Source organism: Arthrobacter sp. 05L417, assembly GCF_056397865.1.
Window position 1 is genome coordinate 47,319 of the sequence record NZ_JBFTOG010000037.1, and the last position, 18,421, is coordinate 65,739.

The 18,421-nt window shown below is 62.8% G+C and carries 16 protein-coding genes and 3 pseudogenes; 8 read left to right on the forward strand and 11 right to left on the reverse strand.

Features of this window, described 5'->3' with window-relative positions; translation table 11 throughout:
• The first annotated feature begins 193 nt into the window (after positions 1-193).
• On the forward strand, positions 194-529 hold the full coding sequence (locus tag AC1DJW_RS21215) for a histone-like nucleoid-structuring protein Lsr2 (RefSeq protein WP_056387574.1): 336 nt from the start codon (positions 194-196) through the stop codon (positions 527-529).
• 124 nt (positions 530-653) lie between these two features.
• On the opposite strand, the gene AC1DJW_RS21220 is transcribed toward AC1DJW_RS21215, so the two are convergent.
• Positions 654-1,142, reverse strand: a complete 489-nt coding sequence (locus tag AC1DJW_RS21220) for an SLOG family protein (RefSeq protein ID WP_476902431.1) — start codon at positions 1,140-1,142, stop codon at positions 654-656.
• 168 nt (positions 1,143-1,310) lie between these two features.
• A complete protein-coding gene (locus AC1DJW_RS21225; RefSeq protein WP_193593401.1) occupies positions 1,311-1,643 on the reverse strand; it encodes a hypothetical protein in 333 nt (110 codons plus the stop codon).
• A gap of 2,138 nt (positions 1,644-3,781) precedes the next feature.
• Here AC1DJW_RS21225 and AC1DJW_RS21230 point away from each other — a divergent pair.
• Both AC1DJW_RS21230 and AC1DJW_RS21235 read left to right on the forward strand, forming a co-directional pair.
• On the forward strand, positions 3,782-4,249 hold the full coding sequence (locus AC1DJW_RS21230) for a hypothetical protein (protein ID WP_476902432.1): 468 nt from the start codon (positions 3,782-3,784) through the stop codon (positions 4,247-4,249).
• 52 nt (positions 4,250-4,301) lie between these two features.
• On the forward strand, positions 4,302-5,615 hold the full coding sequence (locus tag AC1DJW_RS21235) for a hypothetical protein (protein WP_476902433.1): 1,314 nt from the start codon (positions 4,302-4,304) through the stop codon (positions 5,613-5,615).
• On the opposite strand, the gene AC1DJW_RS21240 is transcribed toward AC1DJW_RS21235, so the two are convergent.
• Positions 5,504-5,881, reverse strand: a complete 378-nt coding sequence (locus AC1DJW_RS21240; protein ID WP_476902434.1) for a hypothetical protein — start codon at positions 5,879-5,881, stop codon at positions 5,504-5,506. The genes AC1DJW_RS21235 and AC1DJW_RS21240 overlap by 112 nt on opposite strands.
• A gap of 164 nt (positions 5,882-6,045) precedes the next feature.
• On the opposite strand from AC1DJW_RS21240, the gene AC1DJW_RS21245 reads away from it, so the two are divergent.
• The 4 genes and pseudogenes from AC1DJW_RS21245 to AC1DJW_RS21260 all read left to right on the forward strand — a co-directional run bounded on the left by AC1DJW_RS21245 (position 6,046) and on the right by AC1DJW_RS21260 (position 8,540).
• On the forward strand, positions 6,046-6,519 hold the full coding sequence (locus AC1DJW_RS21245; protein WP_476902435.1) for a hypothetical protein: 474 nt from the start codon (positions 6,046-6,048) through the stop codon (positions 6,517-6,519).
• Positions 6,520-6,775: 256 nt separating this feature from the next.
• Positions 6,776-7,007 (forward strand): annotated as a pseudogene (locus AC1DJW_RS21250) (site-2 protease family protein); the annotation flags it as partial.
• 261 nt (positions 7,008-7,268) lie between these two features.
• Positions 7,269-7,547 (forward strand): annotated as a pseudogene (locus AC1DJW_RS21255) (PDZ domain-containing protein); the annotation flags it as partial.
• A gap of 529 nt (positions 7,548-8,076) precedes the next feature.
• A pseudogene (locus tag AC1DJW_RS21260) lies at positions 8,077-8,540 on the forward strand (bifunctional 4-hydroxy-2-oxoglutarate aldolase/2-dehydro-3-deoxy-phosphogluconate aldolase).
• 214 nt (positions 8,541-8,754) lie between these two features.
• On the opposite strand, the gene AC1DJW_RS21265 reads toward AC1DJW_RS21260, so the two are convergent.
• The 8 genes from AC1DJW_RS21265 to AC1DJW_RS21300 all read right to left on the reverse strand — a co-directional run bounded on the left by AC1DJW_RS21265 (position 8,755) and on the right by AC1DJW_RS21300 (position 17,112).
• Positions 8,755-10,428, reverse strand: coding sequence for a thiamine pyrophosphate-binding protein (locus AC1DJW_RS21265; protein WP_476902436.1), 1,674 nt, complete (start codon positions 10,426-10,428; stop codon positions 8,755-8,757).
• Between the two features lie 228 nt (positions 10,429-10,656).
• Positions 10,657-11,130, reverse strand: a complete 474-nt coding sequence (locus AC1DJW_RS21270; protein ID WP_476902437.1) for a VOC family protein — start codon at positions 11,128-11,130, stop codon at positions 10,657-10,659.
• A 3-nt stretch (positions 11,131-11,133) separates the two neighbouring features.
• A complete protein-coding gene (locus tag AC1DJW_RS21275; RefSeq protein ID WP_476902438.1) occupies positions 11,134-12,540 on the reverse strand; it encodes an FAD-binding oxidoreductase in 1,407 nt (468 codons plus the stop codon).
• Positions 12,537-13,268 carry a fumarylacetoacetate hydrolase family protein gene (locus tag AC1DJW_RS21280; protein ID WP_476902439.1) on the reverse strand — a complete coding sequence of 244 codons (732 nt, stop codon included), beginning with the start codon at positions 13,266-13,268 and terminating at the stop codon, positions 12,537-12,539. The genes AC1DJW_RS21275 and AC1DJW_RS21280 overlap by 4 nt, the downstream gene beginning before the upstream one ends.
• Positions 13,269-13,558: 290 nt before the next feature.
• Complete coding sequence (locus AC1DJW_RS21285) at positions 13,559-14,389, reverse strand: ABC transporter ATP-binding protein (RefSeq protein ID WP_476902440.1); 831 nt, start codon at positions 14,387-14,389, stop codon at positions 13,559-13,561.
• A gap of 40 nt (positions 14,390-14,429) precedes the next feature.
• Positions 14,430-15,251, reverse strand: coding sequence for an ABC transporter permease (locus AC1DJW_RS21290; protein WP_476902441.1), 822 nt, complete (start codon positions 15,249-15,251; stop codon positions 14,430-14,432).
• A 58-nt stretch (positions 15,252-15,309) separates the two neighbouring features.
• Entirely contained in the window at positions 15,310-16,047 is a 738-nt protein-coding gene (locus AC1DJW_RS21295) for an ABC transporter permease (protein WP_476902442.1), read from the reverse strand.
• Between the two features lie 96 nt (positions 16,048-16,143).
• Positions 16,144-17,112: an ABC transporter substrate-binding protein gene (locus tag AC1DJW_RS21300; RefSeq protein WP_476902443.1), complete on the reverse strand. Its 969-nt coding sequence runs from the start codon at positions 17,110-17,112 to the stop codon at positions 16,144-16,146.
• Between the two features lie 141 nt (positions 17,113-17,253).
• On the opposite strand from AC1DJW_RS21300, the gene AC1DJW_RS21305 reads away from it, so the two are divergent.
• On the forward strand, positions 17,254-18,078 hold the full coding sequence (locus tag AC1DJW_RS21305; protein WP_476902444.1) for a FadR/GntR family transcriptional regulator: 825 nt from the start codon (positions 17,254-17,256) through the stop codon (positions 18,076-18,078).
• The last annotated feature ends 343 nt before the right edge of the window (positions 18,079-18,421 follow it).

Genomic DNA, 18,421 nt, shown 5'->3' on the forward strand with positions numbered 1-18,421 from the left:
CGATCGTGTCGAATGGTCGGTTTACAGGGGTGGGGAAAGGCACGCACTGGCAGTGTGATTTTAGCAGTGTGGCAGGTGGATTATGCTGGTATTGCAGTGTTTTCGGCCTATGATGAAGGCATTCGAAAGATCTGTCGTTCTGGCGCGCCCAAAGACTTCTCTAAGGTGGTTCGGATCGTCTACCATTCAAGACATGGCTATTCGAAATATTGTGGAGTCGGACATCAGTGGCAAGCCGGATGCTGCCACAGTCACCTTCGGACTGGGCGACACCTGGTTCGAGATAGACCTGACCGACGAAGAGCGCAAAGAGCTTGAGAAGAATCTCAAGGAATACATCAGTAAGGGTCGAAAGGCCACTAAGAAGGGCGAGAAGAAGCGACTCGTGCCCGAGACGACGCCCGAGGAACGTGAGGAGATCCGTAAGTGGGCGCGCGAGAACGGTCATGAAGTGCCCGAGTTTGGTCGCATTCCGAAAGCTGTCATGAAGGCCCACGATGAGGCACACGGCATCGAGCGGACTCTCTAGCCTCACCCTTTCCGCAGTCTTTCGGGCCATACCGGAGAGATTTCCGGCCGCCTATTCGAATCAAGGATCAACAGCCCTGCAGCACCAGCTGCAGGGCTGTTGTCATGTCCGGGGTGTGCACTTGTCAGAACGGAGGCAGGCGCGGGTGGATGATGTCTTCGACCTCGATGCTTGCAGCCAGGGCGCGGGAGCGGGCGTGCACGGTGCCATGTGAGAAGTGCCCTGGCGTTCCGGGCATCAGCTGCTGCTGGCCGGTGCGTTGGTCGCACTTGCTGCAAAGGTCCAGGAAGGCGGCGACACGGACCTGCGTTCCCCCGGCGCGCATGGCGACGAGGGCATCGACCATCCGTTGGTTCCGGGTGAAGCCCGCCGCCCTGGGCTCAGCGCTCCAGTCGGCCGGGAACTCAATTACTTCGAAGCCGGCAGCCCGCCACAGCCGCTCGGCCATGGCGTCAGCACCCTTGGGACAGTGCCCTGACAGGAGCACGGGTCGGGCGACCGCAGACGGTCCCCAGGCTCTCCAGGCCTCGTTCAAAGCCGCCTTCATGGCCTCCGCGGCGTCCCAGGTTCGGGAACCGGTCACGAGCAGGGCATGGCTGAATCCACTGGTCATCGTGATGCCTCCCGGCTGGTCATCTTGGTCATCGGCATAGATCCCGCCGAGGCCGCCGCGGTGGCAGTCCGGATTGTGATACTCGTCTGTCGCTGCATCATTCGCGTCCTCTTTCGCCGCAATGTTTTCCGGAATGATTCCCGGTGTTCCTTCTCAGTCGGCAGGTCACTACGCGGCAGCTGCCGACGCCTGGGCACCATTGACCCTGGCAACGCCGCGTTCGTAATGGATTGCCACCCGGACCTTCCGGTCCTCGCTGAGCGGTGCGACGTGAAGGGTGTATCCACCGTCCATGTCGCGCTCGAGGTAGGCGACGCAGACCGTGCCGCTCTCTTCATCGTCGAAGTCGACCTTGCCAAAGCTCTCCGCCGGAGTCGCCGCAGTGACTCGCTCTCCGTAGGGGATCCACGGCTTGGCCTCGCACCTGGCTCCGGTGTCGTAGGGCGAGAGCTGCGGCTGTGGCCGGCGTGCGGACCTGGATGCCTTCCGGGCGTGTGTCATGACGATGCCTCTTCTGTTTCTCGGGATGCAGGTGTCGGGCATCGAGTGCAGGTCCCGCCAGGGGTCCGCGGAGACTCGATGTACGGTCCAGCTCCCGTGCCAGCTCCGCTGGCCTGACGGCCCACTGGTGAACCGTGTCGGGAACTGCTCCGACTGGGCCGCGCAGCGGGCCGGCCGACGGGCCGTCCTCCTCGGACAAACCTGGTGCGCAGCGCCAGGTGATCCACCGCCTGGCTGCACCCTTTGCCGCGTCGTCCACCTGTGGACAAATGCGGCGGGGCAGGCGGGGGCGTCCTCCACTCAAGCGCAGCGCTGGGCATAGCCGGAGGGAGCGCAGCGACTGACGGACCGGCGAGCGAAGCGAGCGGTGGAACCTGTCGGCTATGCCGACCAACAGCGTCTCGAAGCGCAGCGAGAGACCGGAGCGAAGCGGAGGGTCCGCAGGACCGCTGTTGCCAGGTTCCCTTATGCCCTTTTCCTCTCTTGCTGCCATTTCGCCATTCCACGGCTGGAGCGTTAGCGGAAGCCTGGAATATCAGGGGAAACGACCCGTACACCCTTGACCCGTACACCCCCTCTCCATCCGCGCAGCGGGTGTACGGGTCACGTCGTTTCCGCTGGATTTACGGGCTTTTGGGTGTACAGCCCTTTTGCCGTCCGCTGCAACGCCGTACGGATGCATCTTCCGCACCACCGCGAGGCACGAGCAGGTACCCGTACGGGTCCTCACACGTAGCGTCAGCGACATCGGGCGCAGCCCGGTCCGCGCCCCCTGGTGCATCCTGCTGCCGCAGGCGCATCAGACCCGGCGCGCAGCGGTCCACACTCCCCGCGACCTGTCGCGTCAGGCTGTGGAAAACTCTGCTGTCACAGCACTGCACTGATCTGTCGGTGCGCTTGTCGCACCGGTGTGCGGGCGCTCACTCTCCGGCTCTGTTTCACGGTCGCGCCAGCACCTGTCGCACCGCGTCCGAGGCGGGCCCACACCGCTTCCTTGCCGGGGTCCGTTCCGGGCCGGCCGGCTGCCCCTCCTAGTGGCAGCTGCACCCCCGGATGAGCGACAGCGAGTCCTCGACGGCCACCGCCCGGCCTGTCCCTCGTGGACGCATCAGAAGAGGAGCTTTCCCGGGAAGCATGAAGCCTCCCTGGATCCAACGGGAGCCCCCGCTTCCACAGCGTCACGGAGCCGTCCGGGTCTCCCACCAGGTCCAGCTTCCTGGAGAGGCTCACGGGTTCTCACCTTCTGGACCCCCACCGCCCGTGAGACACGGAAGGAAGCGGAGTTTTTGCCCTTTCGCTCCATGCGGGGCCCTACTACCCAGTTCGCCTTTTCCCTTCGCTCTCCTTGCGGCCCCCGGGCGGGTCGGTGACGCCACAGGCGCAACCATAGCTGCTCCACCCTGCTCCGATAGCTCCTCCGCTCGCTCCAGGACTGCCTAGAGGTGTCGCCGGCGGGTGTTCCAGGTACCGGTCCGGGCCCGCATCGCTGGATCCCTTCTGGTCCCGGAGTGGACAGATCATTGCATCGGCATGGCCAGACAGTGACACAGACCAGACCCATACAAGACCCGAGAGAGTCCAGAAAGGCCATTCAGACCCCATTGAGTGCCGGATGGCGCTCCTCGGGGCCGCTTCGGGCACACTACTGGTCTCATGATGGTCTCTTACAGGTCTGCTCTGGTCCAGCTCGCGACGGTGGACTGTTGCTGGTCTCTTCGAGGGCGCTTCTGTGCTTCGTGTGGGTCCACCGAGCGCCCTCCAATGTGCCGTGGCCTGATCGAGGTCTCCTGCTGGTCCGCAGCGGACCGCGTGCCGGTCCCGGGTGAGCCCTTGATGAGTCCTGTGTCTTCTGGTTCCCCGGCTGACCCGTGGCCTTCTGCTGGTCCTGCCGGCGGCTCCCACGGGTCCCGCCGCGGCCAGGGGTCGCTCACGGTGATGCAGGCCTGATCTGCTGGTGGCCTTTTGCTGGTCTTGGCATGGCCCTTGCAGAGACCATTTAAAGACCAGTAGAATGATGGCTGATACATGAGTCGAAAGGTCCCCGACTGGCAGTAGCGCCTCGGGGACCGCGCATGAGAGGGGGCCGCAATGACCGAGGACAGTGTCCATCAGCACGAGGGCGCAAGGGGGTGCTCGCGATGACCGATAAGGCCGAGCCGCGCCGTCTGCGCTGGAGCGTCCCGCGGGCCGACGAGTCGACGAACCGGTGGCTGGACGAGCAGTACGACATCTCGCGCTCGCTCCAACTGCTGATCCGCGAGTCCATCCAGCGCGACGGCTACATCGACGTGGTCAACCGTCCCGTCGAGCAGCTTCCCCGGCGCGGCCGCCCGCCGCAGGGCGAGCAGGACCCTGGGCGCAGCGAGGCCCATGAAGGAGAGGAACGCGGCGATGACGGCCGTGACGGGAGTGAAAGCCAGCACGAGAGTCGCGAAGGCCGTGACGAGGCTGCCGTGCCTGTTGCTGTTCCTTCAGAGCCCGTGCAGCGCGTCGAGGCAGCCCAGGCTGTTCAGCCGCCGCCCACGCCTCCTGTCCGCGAGCCCCACCCTGTTCCCGCCGAGGAGCCTTCTGTCCCTTCGGGGCTGGACGCCTTCCTCACCCGCTGATCCGCACCGCACTTCCTGAGACACCGACTTCCTGACCGAGAGGGACACAACCATGAGCAACACCCGCACCGCCGAGAAGACCATCCAGCTCACCGGCGGCATCGACGTCGGCAACGGATACGTCAAGGGCGTCATCCGCGGCGAGGTCCACGGCAAGGAGGTCTTTGACACGATCGACCTTCCTTCGGCCGTGGTGAGCACCTCGCGCTCCACGCCCAAGGTGCCCGAGGCTGACTCGGATGCCTTCAAGATCGTGGTGGAGGACGACTTCTACAACCGCGTCGCCGCCTCGTTCACCACTCCCCTGATCGGGCACTCGGACCTGCGCACCTTCGGCCGCGCGGCACTGAGCACCCCGGGGTCGAAGTTCACGCAGTTCGAGGTCGTCGGATCCCGCTCGAAGGCTGACCAGGAACTGAGCTCGGTGCTTGTCCTTGGTGTCTTCGCCGCCAAGGCCCTGCGCGACTATGTCCGCGAGCACGGCGCGCTGCCGGACCGCGAGCTGCGCGCCACGGTGCGCGCAGGCCTGGCTCTGCCGATTGCCGAGTACGTGCAGCGCCGCAGCGCCTACGCTGCCCAGTTCGTGGGACTTCTGGGCGCGGCTGACCCCACGGTGCACCTGGTGACCGTGAAGAACTTTTCCACGCCGGTCACCGTGCGCCTGCAGTTCGAGGATGTGCAGGTCCTGCCCGAGGGCGCGTCCGCGCAGTTCGCGATCACCGACAAGGGCGCGCCGCTGGCGCAGGCTCTGCTGGACGATCTTCGGGCCTCGGACCCCGAGGAGGCCGCGCGCCTGCAGGGTGTCACCGCCGAGCTGCTGGTCGGTGTGCGCAACACCGTTGGCGTCGACGTCGGCGAGGGCACCGTGAACTTCCCCGTCTTCACCGACGGCGCGTTCAACTCCGAAGCGGCCAGCACGCTGGACCAGGGCTACGGCACCGCGCTGACGAACGCGCTGGACCGCATGAGCACCAGCGGAGACAAGGACCTGCGGTTCAAGAACCGCAAGGCGCTGGCCGACTTCCTGCAGCAGGAGCCCAGCGTATTCCTCCAGGGCAGGTTTGACCGCGCCAAGGGCTACGTCGACGAGGAGGCCGAGTACCTCGGCGAGGAGATCGGCGCACGCTTCGAGGACGTCCTCGCCGGGGTCGGCGGCACCACCGAGGTGGTGTACGTCTACGGCGGCGGTTCGGGCCCGATCAAGGAGATCCTGCGCCCTGTCCTGCAGAAGGCCGCCGGCGGCATCCCGGTGCTCTACCTCGACGCCGCGTACTCGCGCCACCTGAACCGCGAGGGCCTGTACCTGGCGGCGAAGGCCGTCGAGGTACAGAAGCCCGAGGGCAAGCGCAGCAAGGCCGCGGCGTGATTGTCGCGCCTGGCCCCTCCGTGGCCGTGACCGAGCTGCTGGCCTTGCAGGACGAGCAGGGTCAGCTCCTCGGTCGGCTGGCTGAGCTCGATGCGCGCCGAGCCGAGCTTCTCGGCTCGCTGGCCGGGGCTCCGGCCCCGGCCGCCGGGACCCACGCCGCTGACTGTGACGACGAGGCGGAACAGTCGCCGGAGGTCGTCATGCACAAGGGCGTCGAGCTCGGCGGCCGCGTGATGCTCGATGAGGACGTCTACGAAGGCGTGCACGCGCCGCCGCGGGTCTACGTCTTCGAGGAGTATGACTCGGAGCCACCACCGGGTCGAACTGCAGGCTCGTCAATGTGGCGAGCGGCGACTGGACGGTCCGTGGCATTGGCGAGCTGGTGCCCGTCGACGATGCCGCCGTGGACGACGACCAGGAGAGCTGAGTCGTGGCTGCGCCGGTCAACTACTCCACGAAGATCTCGGCGGCGCAGACCGTCGCCGAGATGCAGGCGCTGCTCGCGCAGCACGGGGCCCGCCGGATCAGCGTCGACTACGACGCCTCCGGCGTGCCCAGTTCCCTGGACTTCCTGCTCGCGACGCCGCATGGCCAGCGCGGCTTCTCTCTTCCAGCCAGCGTCGACCGCATGGAGGCGCTGCTGCAGAAGGAGGACGCCGCCGGCCGGCTGAAGGCGGGATCGCGCGCCGAGCGGACCAGCCGGGCCCAGGCTGAGCGTGTTGCCTGGCGCGTGATGAAGACCTGGCTCGAGGCGCAGCTCGCGCTTGTGGTCGCCGGGATGATCGACGTCGACCAGGCGCTGCTGGCGTTCCTGCAGGTCGATGCGGCGGGCCGGACGCTCTACGAGGTCTACAGGGAGCGTGAGGCGGCTGCTCTTGAGCTGACGCGCGGTGACTCGGACTGACCCGGGTCCGCGCGGGCGAAGAGCCCTTCCTGATCATCGAAAGAGGATCAGGAAGGGCTCTTCGCATCTCTCGGCATCAATGCCGCGTCCTGTCTGAATGGCATTCGACATGCGAGAATTGACGTATACGAGTCGATGCTCCCTGTTATCGCGATAGAGCATCGACAGACGAGGCACGACGAGGGGATGCACCGATGACGATCGCACAGAGCCGGCCCGACGAGGGGTACACACCGTGACAGGTCCGGAGGTCGCCCTGTACGCGCTCGGTGTGGTGATCTTCCTGGCCGCGATCTTCGTCTCGATCGCGCTGCACGAGCTGGGGCACCTCTACTTCGCGAAGAAGTTCGGGTGCCGGGTGAGCCAGTACATCGTCGGCTTCGGCCCGACGGTCTGGTCCCTGAAGAAGGGCGAGACCGAGTACGGTATCAAGCTCATCCCGCTCGGCGGCTACGTGAAGATCATCGGCATGTTCCCGCCCGAGACGGACCGCGAGCAGCAGATTTCCCCCGGCGAGCAGGTGCCAGTAGATACAGCAGCCGCGCCGGCACACCAGGAAGCTCACAGCGACGTCCTCGTCGCAGCCAGCGCCGCGACCCCGGACGCGCCGCTCACGCTGCGCAAGTCCAACACGGGCCTGTTCGCACAGATGGTCTCGCAGACCCGGGCGGCGGAGTTCGGGGCTCGTCGAACCCGGCGACGCTGACCGTCTGTTCTATAAGCTGCCCGCGGCGAAGAAGATCCTGGTGATGGTGGCGCGCCCCGGCGTGAACATCGCCTTGGCGTTCCTCTGCTTCCTCTGTGTCTATGGCATCTACGGCGTGCACTCGGTCGAGCCGACCGGCCGCCCTGCGGTTTCCGTCGTCTCCGACTGCGTGATCCCCCAGGACGCCAAGCGCACCGCGTGCCAAGACAGCGACCAGGTCTCCCCCGCCCGGGCGGCGGGGCTGCGTCCCGGCGATGTGGTCGTCAGCTTCAACAGCCAGCCAGTCACCTCGTGGTCGCAGCTGTCGGACTTGATCCACACCAACGGCGACAGCGTCGCTGCCATGGAGGTGGAGCGCGATGGTACGCAGGTGAAGCTCCGGGCCTCGCACACGATTGCCATGCCGCGGGACCTCGACGGTGACGGCCCGAAGCGGACTGCGACAGTGGGCTTCCTCGGTGTCGAGCCGGAGTCCCGCGAGGTGCTGACCAGGCACGGCCCCGTCTCGAAGGAGCGCATCGGCGAGATGACCGGGCACGCAGTGTCTTCCATCGTGCAGCTGCCCGCCCGGGTGTACAACGTCGCCGAGGCCATCTTCGGCCAGAACGAGCGGGCGAAGGACGGACCCATGTCCGTCATCGGCGGATCCCGCATCGCCGGCGAACGTGGCGTCCTCCGACGCCGCGGGCTTCGACGTCGGCGGCAAGGCTGCGCTGCTGGGCCTGGTGATCGGCTCGTTCAACCTCTTCATCGGAGTGTTCAACCTCAGTCCGCTGCTGCCGCTGGACGGCGGTCACATCGCCGGAGCCTCGTTCGAGGGGACCCTCAGCAGCGCCGGCGTGTTCGACGCCATGCAGGAGCTGACCCAGGATTCCGGCGACGCTGCCAACCTCGGCATCGGCACCATCACCACAATCGGCCAGGCCCGGCAGGCCCTGGACTCAGGGGCCGCTTTCCTGGTCACGCCGGTGACCGATACCGCCATCATCAACGCCGGCACGAACGCCGGCATCCCGGTCTACCCCGGCGGGCTCACCCCCACCGACTCCTGGCCGGGTGGAGCGCAGGAGCAACCGCCGTCAAAATCTTCCCCGCATCGGTCGTCGGCCCAGGCTACATTGGCCAACTGCGGGGCCCGTTCCCCGATATTCAAGTGATGCCCAGTGGAGGGGTAACCCTGGAGGAAGCCCCGGCGTGGATTGACCCCAGTTTCCTTGATCTATTCGGAGTTTGGGTTGCGATGCTAAGAGGCTCGGTGTTGGAAGCCTCGTTCACGTTCTATGCCGTGATGTCCAAGCTGCGACTCAGTCCTTGACGAAGAGTGAAGCTGTACTTCAGGTCCACTCTTGCCCCGGAAAGTTGCCTTCGACCCTGTTCCATACCGCGCACTGATCGGGGCCCGCGTAGGCGGTGGCGTACGACTTCTTCAGAGGCCTTTGCTGTAGGTCGTGAGTACAGCCTTCGCTGCCGCGTACGCCAGCGTTGCTTCCCATAAGGTGCCCGGGCGGTTTGTTTGCCGGTCCCTTTGCCTATACGTCCTGTTTTACTGCAAGGGAGGCCGACATCCATTCGACGATGACTTCACGGGATATGGCCACGTCAAGTACGAACACGCCTTTGTCGTTTTTGGCGAGCCAGTCCTGGAGGATCTTCAGGTCTTCGAGCGTCGTTGCCTTGTGGCCGGCTGCGCCGAGGGCGCGGCCGATGGCGGAGAAGTCTACTTCGTCGATGAGCATGGCTGTCGGGTCGAGGCCTTTGGAGGCGTACTGGTGGAGTTCGGCGCCGTAGGCGGCGTCATTGAGGGCGATGACGACGCCTCTGCGGGTGGTCCGGAGGAAGGTTTCGAAGTCTGCCAGTCCCATGAGGCCCCCACCGTCGCCGGTGATGAAGACGGTGGTCCGTTCGGGGTGGGCGATGGAGACGCCCGGTGCGGAGCTGAAGCCTAGGCCGATTGACTGGAAGGCGGTTCCGACCAGGACCATCGCTTGCGGATCAGGCACAGAGAGGTACATAGGGGCCCATCCCATGAAGTGTCCGCCGTCCATGACGATTGACCTCAGCGGGGGGAGGATTTGCTCCAGGGCGGCGACGACGGTGCGCGGGTTGAGGCGCCCGTCTGGGCCGAACTCTTTCGGGTCCTCGTAGGGCCCGATCGAGCGAAACTCATCCTCCGCCACCTCGGCCGCGGCATGCCGCCATGTCCGGTGCTCGTCGGCGGTGGGTATGCGGCCTGTGAGTGCTTCGAGAAAGGGTGCGAGGTCGGCCCGGATGTACTTGTCGACGTGCGGGTGGTCGCTCGGTGGCTCGTTGTCAATGCGGATGACCCGGGCGTCGGGCCCGAAGAGGGTGCCGTAGCGGTGCTGGAAGGAATTCATGGAGGCTCCGGCTACGAGCACGACGTCGGCTTGCCGGGCGAGGTCGAGGCGGTGCTCGCGGGCGAAGCCTCCGGCGATACCAAGGTTCCATGGGCTGTCGACGAGGTTCGTGGCCATGACGGAGGTCATGAACATGGCCCCCAACCGGTCGCCGAGTTCCTTGAAGGGCCCTGTGGCGTCTCCGAGCAGCACCCCTCGTCCGGCGAGCAGGAGCGGACGCTGGGCGTTCCGCAGGATACCGGCGACCCGGTCGAGGTCCTTGCCGGACGCATTCCAGACGGGTTTGGCGGGCATGGGTTCGAGGTCAGACTGCCCGTCCAAGGGCTCGGTGGCCAGGTCGTAAGGGATGGCGAGGACGACGGGTTGGACGGTGCGCAGCGCGAGGTCGAAAGCCCGATGGGCAATCGCTACCGTGTTGGCGCGGTGTGCTACGAGTGTGACGACTCCTATCGCTTCTGCGGATGCGGTCTGGTTGATGTCGAACGGCCGCGGTCCGGTGCTTGGGGCGTCCCCGACAATGAGCACCAGGGGCACCCTGGCGAGCCTTGCCTCGGCCAGGGCCGTGTACGCGTTGGTAAAGCCAGCCCCGTAGGTAGTGGTCGCGGCCGCAATTCGCCCGCAGGCACGGTAGTAAGCGTCAGCCATCGCGACCGCGGCGGCCTCGTGCCGCCCGGAGGTGAAAGGGAATCCATGGCTGGTGAGGTGGCTGATGAGGTGGGCGTTGCCGTTACCCATGAGGCCGAAGAGGTGGCTCGCGCGCTCGGCCAGCACGTCCGCGATTGCGGTGGATACGGTTGGGCTGGCGGTGGGCGGGATGTGCGTCGGCATTACGGTTTTCCTATGGTTTTCGTGTCCTGGTGGGAGAAGGGGGGCGATGGTTGAAGCAGGGCAGTCATAGTTGGCCGGCGGAGGAATCTGGGTGTTGGAGTTAGCGGTGAAGCGGTAGGTTAGTGGGGTGCCGGGTATGACCTTGCCTGGCCAAGGACCATGCAGGTGTAGAGCAATCCGCTCCTCTCCGCGGGGCAGCTGGCACACGGAGAGGAACGGGGCAGTTGCTCAGTCGGGGTAGACCACCCAAGATGAATCCATGTCTGATCCTTCGGCGTCGAATTCGTGGGTTTCCAGCGTGTAGAAACGGATTGCGAGGCCGTCGGGATCATGGCAGACGAGCAGCCAGCCCACGATGCCGCGGAGAATGGAGGAGTTTGGGACTCCATGCTGGCTCAGGTGCTGTTCCCACAGTTCAAGATCCTGGAGCGTCGCAACGCTTAGGACTGTTGGATCGAACCCTCTGATGCGCTCGGCGACTTTGGGCGCCAGGCGAAGTTCAACGTATGTGTCAATTCCCGGGATAGTGACGATATACGCAAAAAGCTTCCCATGCCGGTCGAAGTGATCATATTCCGGGCATCGCTCGGCTCCCAGAATCTCTTCGTACCATTTCAGGCTCGCTTGGAGGTTGGTGACGGGGATTTTCAGGTGATGAATCCCAGCGAGAGCTACTTTCGGTGCTGTGGCGTTTCTTTCCATGATTCACCTGGTTCCTGTGGTCGTGGCGAGAGGGCTTTCCGCCGGGGGGATTGGCACCATCGGTTGAAACACGTGGCCGGGATCGTATTGTGCCTTGACATCGCGGAGCCGGGCATATTTGGCTGCCCCGAATATGCTTGACAGGTCGGCAACTTCGTCGGCACCGAGAAAGTTTATGTAGGCACCTTCGGCCGCCAGACGGTTGAGGGACTGGTGTGTCATGCGACACCAGGAGACATGTTCCTGGTCCAGTGGTTCACTTTCCCAGCCGGCTGTGACGTTGTAGGCGAAGCGTGCTGATCGCTTGGGGTAGGCTGCTTCGCTTTCAGCCACGTCGTCAATGGCGCCCCCGAGCAGGAGAACCTCAATTTGGGCGTCCTCAGCGGGCATTGTTTCCACTGCCTGGAGCATGGCGTCCACAACTTCTCCCGTCAGCGCGTTGAAGTGGCCAGGCTTAAGGAAATATCTGAAGCCGTGCGGATACCGGTGGTCCTGGTAGCTTTGAACTTCCGCGAACCGTTGGGTGGATACCTGGGCGGACCCGAAGTCCTCCAACCCGAGCGATTCCTGTGCTGCCTGCGCGTCAGCCTGATTGCCGGACCATATCCACTCGAAGGTCACCACTGGTTCACCTCGCCGATGGTTTGGACCTGACTGGCTTTCGGCTTTTTGTACCTTGACCATGACCTGGAGTTCACGGGGAAGCGTGGGGGCCCGGACGCCATATTCAATGAGCGCTGCTCGCGCCTGCTGCATATGTATGGTCCGCGTTCCAAACGTTACCCACCCGATGGGGGCGGCTTCATAGGTGAACTCGGTGACGACACCGAAGTTCCCGCCACCTCCCCTGATGGCCCAGAAGAGGTCCGAATTCTCGGTGCTGCTGGCGAACCTCTCCCGGCCTGTACCGTCAATGATGCGCGCTGAGACCAACCGATCGCAGGTGAGTCCCCTGCTGCGCGAGAGCCATCCAATGCCTCCGCCCAGGGTCAGTCCTCCCACTCCAGTGTGGGAGACAACGCCTGCCGGAACGGCGAGACCATACCGGGACACGGCCCTGTCGAGGTCGCTCAGCAGTGCGCCTCCACCCACTGACACGGTGGAACTCTGCTTGTCCACGTTCACTGAACGCATGCCGCTGAGGTCAAGAACGATGCCATCTTCCACAACGGCACTACCGGCGATCTGATGTCCTCCGGCGAGAACTGAAATTGGCACTCCTGCTGCCACGGATTCGGTCAGGGCGATTGATACGTCTCGTCCATCGGCGCATTTGACGAGACCAAGGGGCCGTTTCTGGATCATGCCGTTCCACACTTTTCGCGCGGAGTCGTAGCGCCGGTCCTCCTGTGTCAGGAAGCGTTCACCGAAATACTTTGAAAGGCTTGCTGTCAGGTGTCCTGTTGTCATGCTGGAAGTCCTTCTGCTTTCTGGAGCTGGGCCCGGTTGTCATTTTCTTGGAGCCATGCAGCGGTCAGGGGGTTCGTAAGTTCTCCGATTTGTTCTACGGCGACGGTGACAGTGTCTCCGGGAGACATGAATTCAGGTGGGTTGCGGAAAGCGCCAGCTCCGCCGGGTGTTCCCGTCGTCACGACATCACCAGGTTGCAGGGTGACGCTCTGGGTCAGGAATTCAAGGAGCTCGGAGATTTTCACGAGCATGGTGCCGGTGGTCGAATCCTGTTTGATGACGCCGTTGACCGTAGTGGTGATCCTGAGCCCGTAAATATCGGAAATTTCGTCACGGCTTACTATTTCCGGGCCAATTGGGCAAAACGTGTCCGGGCTCTTGCAGAGCATGATTTGCATGGCTTCGCGTTGCATGACGTCCCGCGCGCTCACATCGTTGACCAGGGTGTAGCCATACACGTAGTCCCATGCGTCAGATGCCTTGACTTTGCTGGCGGTCTTCGAGATGACAAACGCGAGTTCAGCTTCGTAGTCGACGGCGCTCTTCGGTTCCGGGATGACGATAGGGTCACCAGGACCTATGACGGACGACCAAAGACCAGGGAAGAAGACTGGTTCCTTGGGCGCTAGAAGGTGCGCGACTTCCTCGAGGTGGCTGGCGTAGTTGCCGCCGGTGTAGATGATCTGGCAGCGTTCGGCCACTGGTGCAAGGAGTTTCTCCGGACGCACAGGTTGGCTATGGCTGGCGGCCTTACTGATGGTGTCTGACCTATCGGCAGGAGGAGCTTCCAGGAATTGTCTCAGGTCAGAGAAGCCACTGTCGGTGACGAGTCCATCGCCGGCTCTAATGCCGAGGCGTATGTGGTTATTATGCAGGTATTTGACGAGCCTCATGGGAGATACACACGCTCTTTCTCTATATTCGTAAGGCTTTGGTTAGCCAAGCGGCGCCGGGCATCTTCGCTAGCCGGGCATCTTCGCTAGCCGGGCATGTTCGCTAAGTTATGGTGCACAGCTTTTTAGGTCCCGATGAGCTTGTGCACTTGTGCCCGGAGTTCAGCGAACTCGGGCCGTGCCTTGGTTTGAAGCTGGCTACGGGAGGAGCCCAGCGGAACCGGAAGGTTGGCACGGACACTGGCAGGTCGGCCACCCAGGACAATCACCCTGTCGGCGAGGTAGATCGCTTCGTCAATGTCATGGGTGATCAGTACAACGGATTGCCCCTGGTCTTCCCTGATCCGAAGTACCAGGTCTTCAAGGGTTTCTCTTGTTTGTGCGTCCACTGAGGCAAAGGGTTCATCCATGAGCATCACTCGTGGTTCGCATACAAGGGCGCGGGCGATCGCTACCCGCTGTTGCATTCCTCCCGAGAGCTGCCAGGGATAGCGACCTGAGGCCTCCTGGAGTCCGACTTCCTGCAGCGTTTTTTCCGCTCTTGCCAGCCGTTCGCGCTTGGAGACGCGCCCTTTCAACGGCAGCATCACGTTATCGAGGACGCTCAGCCAAGGAAGCAGGGACCGGCTGTAGTCCTGGAAGACCAAACTGATCGCTGTCGTTGGGCCAGTAAGCGAATTGCCGTCAACCGCCACGTGACCGGCAGTTGGTCGCTGGAGCCCGGAAAGGCAGCGCAAGAGAGTGGTTTTGCCTACCCCTGATGGGCCAACGATGCAGATAAATTCCCCCGGGGCGACCGAGAACTCGATGGAACCAAGGATTTCCGCGCTACCGGCGGACGTCAGGTATGAATGCCCAAGGTTGACCGCTTCGATCACGGCGTTGACGCTATCTGTGCTTTCAGTTTCCGCAGCTATGATCTTGGCGGCAGCATTGGTGCTGTGTGGTGTAGTCACGGCTTCAAATCCCGTTCGGTCTGATTTAGGTTTGTCTGGTTCACAGGGGAACAGCTCCTGAGGTGGCCTGCCGGCCAGGTGCCGCAACTTTCGGTGCCGCGACTTTCCACTGTGACTGGTTTTGTGTTCGATAGCTGGGGTGCCAGTGCAACACGCGGGCTTCAAGAACTCGGAAGCCAAGATTCAGCAGGTAGCCCAGGATCCCGAGGACCAGCATGCCGGTCCACATTTCGGTGATGGCGTAGTTGCGCTGGGCTGCCAGAATGAAGTACCCAATGCCGCGGTGCGCCCCGGTCATCTCGCTGACGACGATCAGGACCACGGCTATCGAGAGCGCTGTTCGCGCCCCCGCCAGAATTTGCGGAGCGGCCGACGGAAGGCGGACGACGAACAGCCGCGTCGATGGTGACAGCGAGAATGCTGTGCTCATGTCTTTTACTACCGGGTCGAGAGCTCGGATGCCCGCGATGGTGTTGAGCAGGACCGGCCACACGGCCCCGAAGGCGATGACAGCGATTCTCATGTCGTCGCCGAGGCCCATGGCTATGATCGCGATCGGCAGTATTGCCACGGCGGGGACAGCCCGCAGAAATTCCAACTCGGGTTCTACCGCTTCCAGAACGGTGGGCAGCAGTCCCAAAGCTGTGCCTATCACAACTCCTGCGAGAACCGCGATCCCAAAGCCGATCAGGAGATTCAAAAGGCTGGGGAGCAGATCAGTTGTGAGGCGTGAGTCTGTGATCCAGACTTTCACTGCCTTCGCGAGGATCATCTGCAGCGGTGGGAAGAAAGGCGACTTGCTGGATGCACTTAGTGCCAGCCAAAGGGCCACCGCTATCACCGGCAGCCATAGCTCAAGCAACAGGCCTTTCAACGCTCTGAGAAAACCTCGTCGTGTCCTGTTAGTCATGATGGTTCTCTCACCTTCCACGTACTGAGGGATGCCAAAACAGAGCCTTCCGCTGACCAAAGGCTGTTCCCAGATTGACCGCGACCCCAAGAAGCGCGGCGACCACGACGTATGCGTAAGCGGCAGGTACTTGCGCGCCCATTTGCGCCAAAGTGATCTCGCGCCCGATTCCAGGTGCATTCCCGATGAGTTCGGCCGCCACCGCCAGCAACAGCGCGATCGTGCTGGCGATTCGAAACCCCGTCAACAGGAAGGGCGCGGAACTGGGCAGCAGAACGTTCAACCACAGGAACCGCTTCCGCAGGCGGGAAGCATAAGCGAAATCGCGAAGAACGGGCTCAACTTCACGAATGGCATACGTAGCCTGCACAAAGAGGGGCCATACGCAACCGAAAACGATGAGGACAATCTTCATCCACGTGCTTGGACCGTAGAGGAGGACGATCAGGGGAATAAGCGTGACCGGCGGGATTGTCCGGAGGAAATCCACGGAAAGCCGTGTACTGGCCCCCAGAAAGGAGCTGCCGCCAACCAACAGCCCGAGGGGGACTGCCAGGACCGCAGCGATAGCCAGTCCAATAAGCGAGCCGCTGATCGTCGCCCACATCGCCGCCCAGAAAGCCTGCTGGGGCAGGAGCTGTAGCAATGCGGCAGCGACGACTACTGGGGAAGGAACAATATCCTGCCCGAACCGCAAGGCCTGTACCTCCCAGAGACCTATGAAGACCACGAAAGCAACAGCTCTCAAGATCACCTTTTTCCGATCGCGGCCCCGATCGCGTCCAGGGGACAACGATGACTTTGCTGTACTGGAATCGTTCTGAACCATGTCTCGCCTCCGGCCCTACTTGCCGCCGAGCAGCAGGGAGTCAAGGTCTGGCTGATTATCAAGAAGCTTGTACTTGTTCATCAGCTCTGCGAGTGTCCGCATACCCGAGGTGTCGGCGGCATCTTCCGCGTAGATGGGCAGCGTTATGACGTTCAGGAGTTCCGGCGCGATTTTCGTGTACGTCGCAGTGATCCGGCGGGTGCCGGCGGCGTCAGCATTCGCGCGTTTCGATGCCTTACTCATCGCCGTCTGGAATTTCTTAACCACGTCGGGATTGCCCGAAGCGAACTGCGATGATGAGACGAAGATCGTCGACGGCAGGTTCGCGACTGCGTAGGCCTGGGGCGCTATCACCGTGTGAAGACCCTTGGCCTTAGCTCCGGACAAGAAGGGCTCAACCAGGAGTGCCGCGTTGACTTTCCCTGACGCCACCGCGTCGGTCATCTGCGGAAATGGCAACTCAACAAACTGGACAGCTGCCGAGTTCCCGCCCCGGTTATCTATCGCAGCACGGGCTGTGAGCTCGGAAATGCCTTTTAGCTGGTTCACCGCCACCGTTTTTCCTTCAAGGGCCTTTACGTCGGTGATCGCAGGGTCTGCAGCGATGATGCCTGAATAGTCCTTGTTCGGATCCGAAGGCGAAGTTGTAGCAACACCGGACGCCACTATGCTTACCCCGTTCGCCGCTGCTGTCATGGTGCCGGCGGCGTCACCCAGGGCGAAGGCCAACTCCCCGTTCAGGAGGCGGGGAATCGCCTCCGCCCCGGACTGGATCGTGGCCATTTTGACATCGAGGCCCTGCTCCTTGAATTCCTGCTCAGCTGCCAGATAGACCGCTGCCGAAGCTGTGGATGGGCTGACCCCTACGGTTATCGAGGTCGGGCCTCCCGCTTGAGTTGCTGAGGGGGCCGGATTTGCTCCGCAGGCAGATACCGCGGAAAGTGCCAGCACGGCCAGGGTCGCCGCAAAAGGCTTCATTTTCATGGGGAACACACTCCATCGTGTTTTACAAGTTGACCTCTAGTATCCGCCGGAAGAGTTAATCAGTCAAGGTGACTGGGTGACTTTTAACTGGGTTTTGCCTGGCGGAGAGTCACTGGGTGACTTGTAGGCTATTCTTGCAACATGCCTACTCAAAGAGCGGCCTCCCGACCCCCAGCCGTTAGCCTTACAGCTGCCGGCACGCTGAGAAGTACCAACACGGCCGAACGGATTGTTGAAGAACTTCGCGGTCTGATCGCTACAGGAAAGATCAGCAAAGGAGCGCGCCTACCGACCGAGCGGGATCTGGCCGCGACCTACGGCGTAAGTCCGTCCACGATCAGGGAGGCCATCCGAGCGCTCGCAGTAATGGGCCTCGTGGAGGTCCGGCACGGAAGCGGCACATATGTTGTCGAAGATACGAGCGCCCTCGTGAGGTCATCGCTGGTAACCGCCATGCAAATGGAGGGTGTCCAAATCAGCGAAGTGCTTCGGCTTCTGGCGCTCATCAACGAACAGGCAGCGGTCCTGGCTGTGGAAAGGGCTATGCCCGAGAATCTAGAGGCGCTGACCGCAGCCAACAAGGCCGTGGCCCACGGTTCCACTTCCCGTGAAATCCTGGACGGCGTTGTAGCTTTCCTCACCGCACTGCTGGCATGCGCCCGGGAACCACTTCTGAGAGTTTTCGGCGGCTTCCTCGTGCAGCTTCTCGACCGGATAGAGAGCGATCTGTTCCCCGACGACGCGCAGTTCTGGCGGACGTTAACCGGAAACGCTGATAAGGACAGGAAAGCAATAATAAGCGCCATTTCACAGAAGGATGCCGAGGCCGTCGTTCAAGCTGTGCGCAAGTATCATGAGGGCGCAATCAGCTTGCTGGAAAACAGTGCCTTTGAGCCCGGACCGGGATCCAAGCTTTCAGATGAGCGCTTCGCGCCACTCATTTCGTCCCTCATCACAGCCCGATAGCGGGCATTGCGGCTCCTGAACATCGGCGGCGATGCGTTGACGGGCGGGGAGCGGTGGACCGACCATTCCCCGCCCGTCTGTTCATAAGGGGCGACTCGTAATTGGTCCTAGACGGCCGCGAACTCCACATGGTTGGTTCCATGCAGAAGGTATCTGGCGTAGGCGGGCAGTGTGAGGAAGGTGGGGAAGTCACGGCCTAGTACTACAGTCGCGTTTATGGGGTGTGTCCGCGGGATTTGTAATGACTATGTCGTGCGCGGTGTTGGTGTTTTCGTCGCCAGGTTGAGTGTTCCAGGACGTGCTTCGGGCTGGTGGTGCGATGCCAGACGAGCCGGACGAGCAG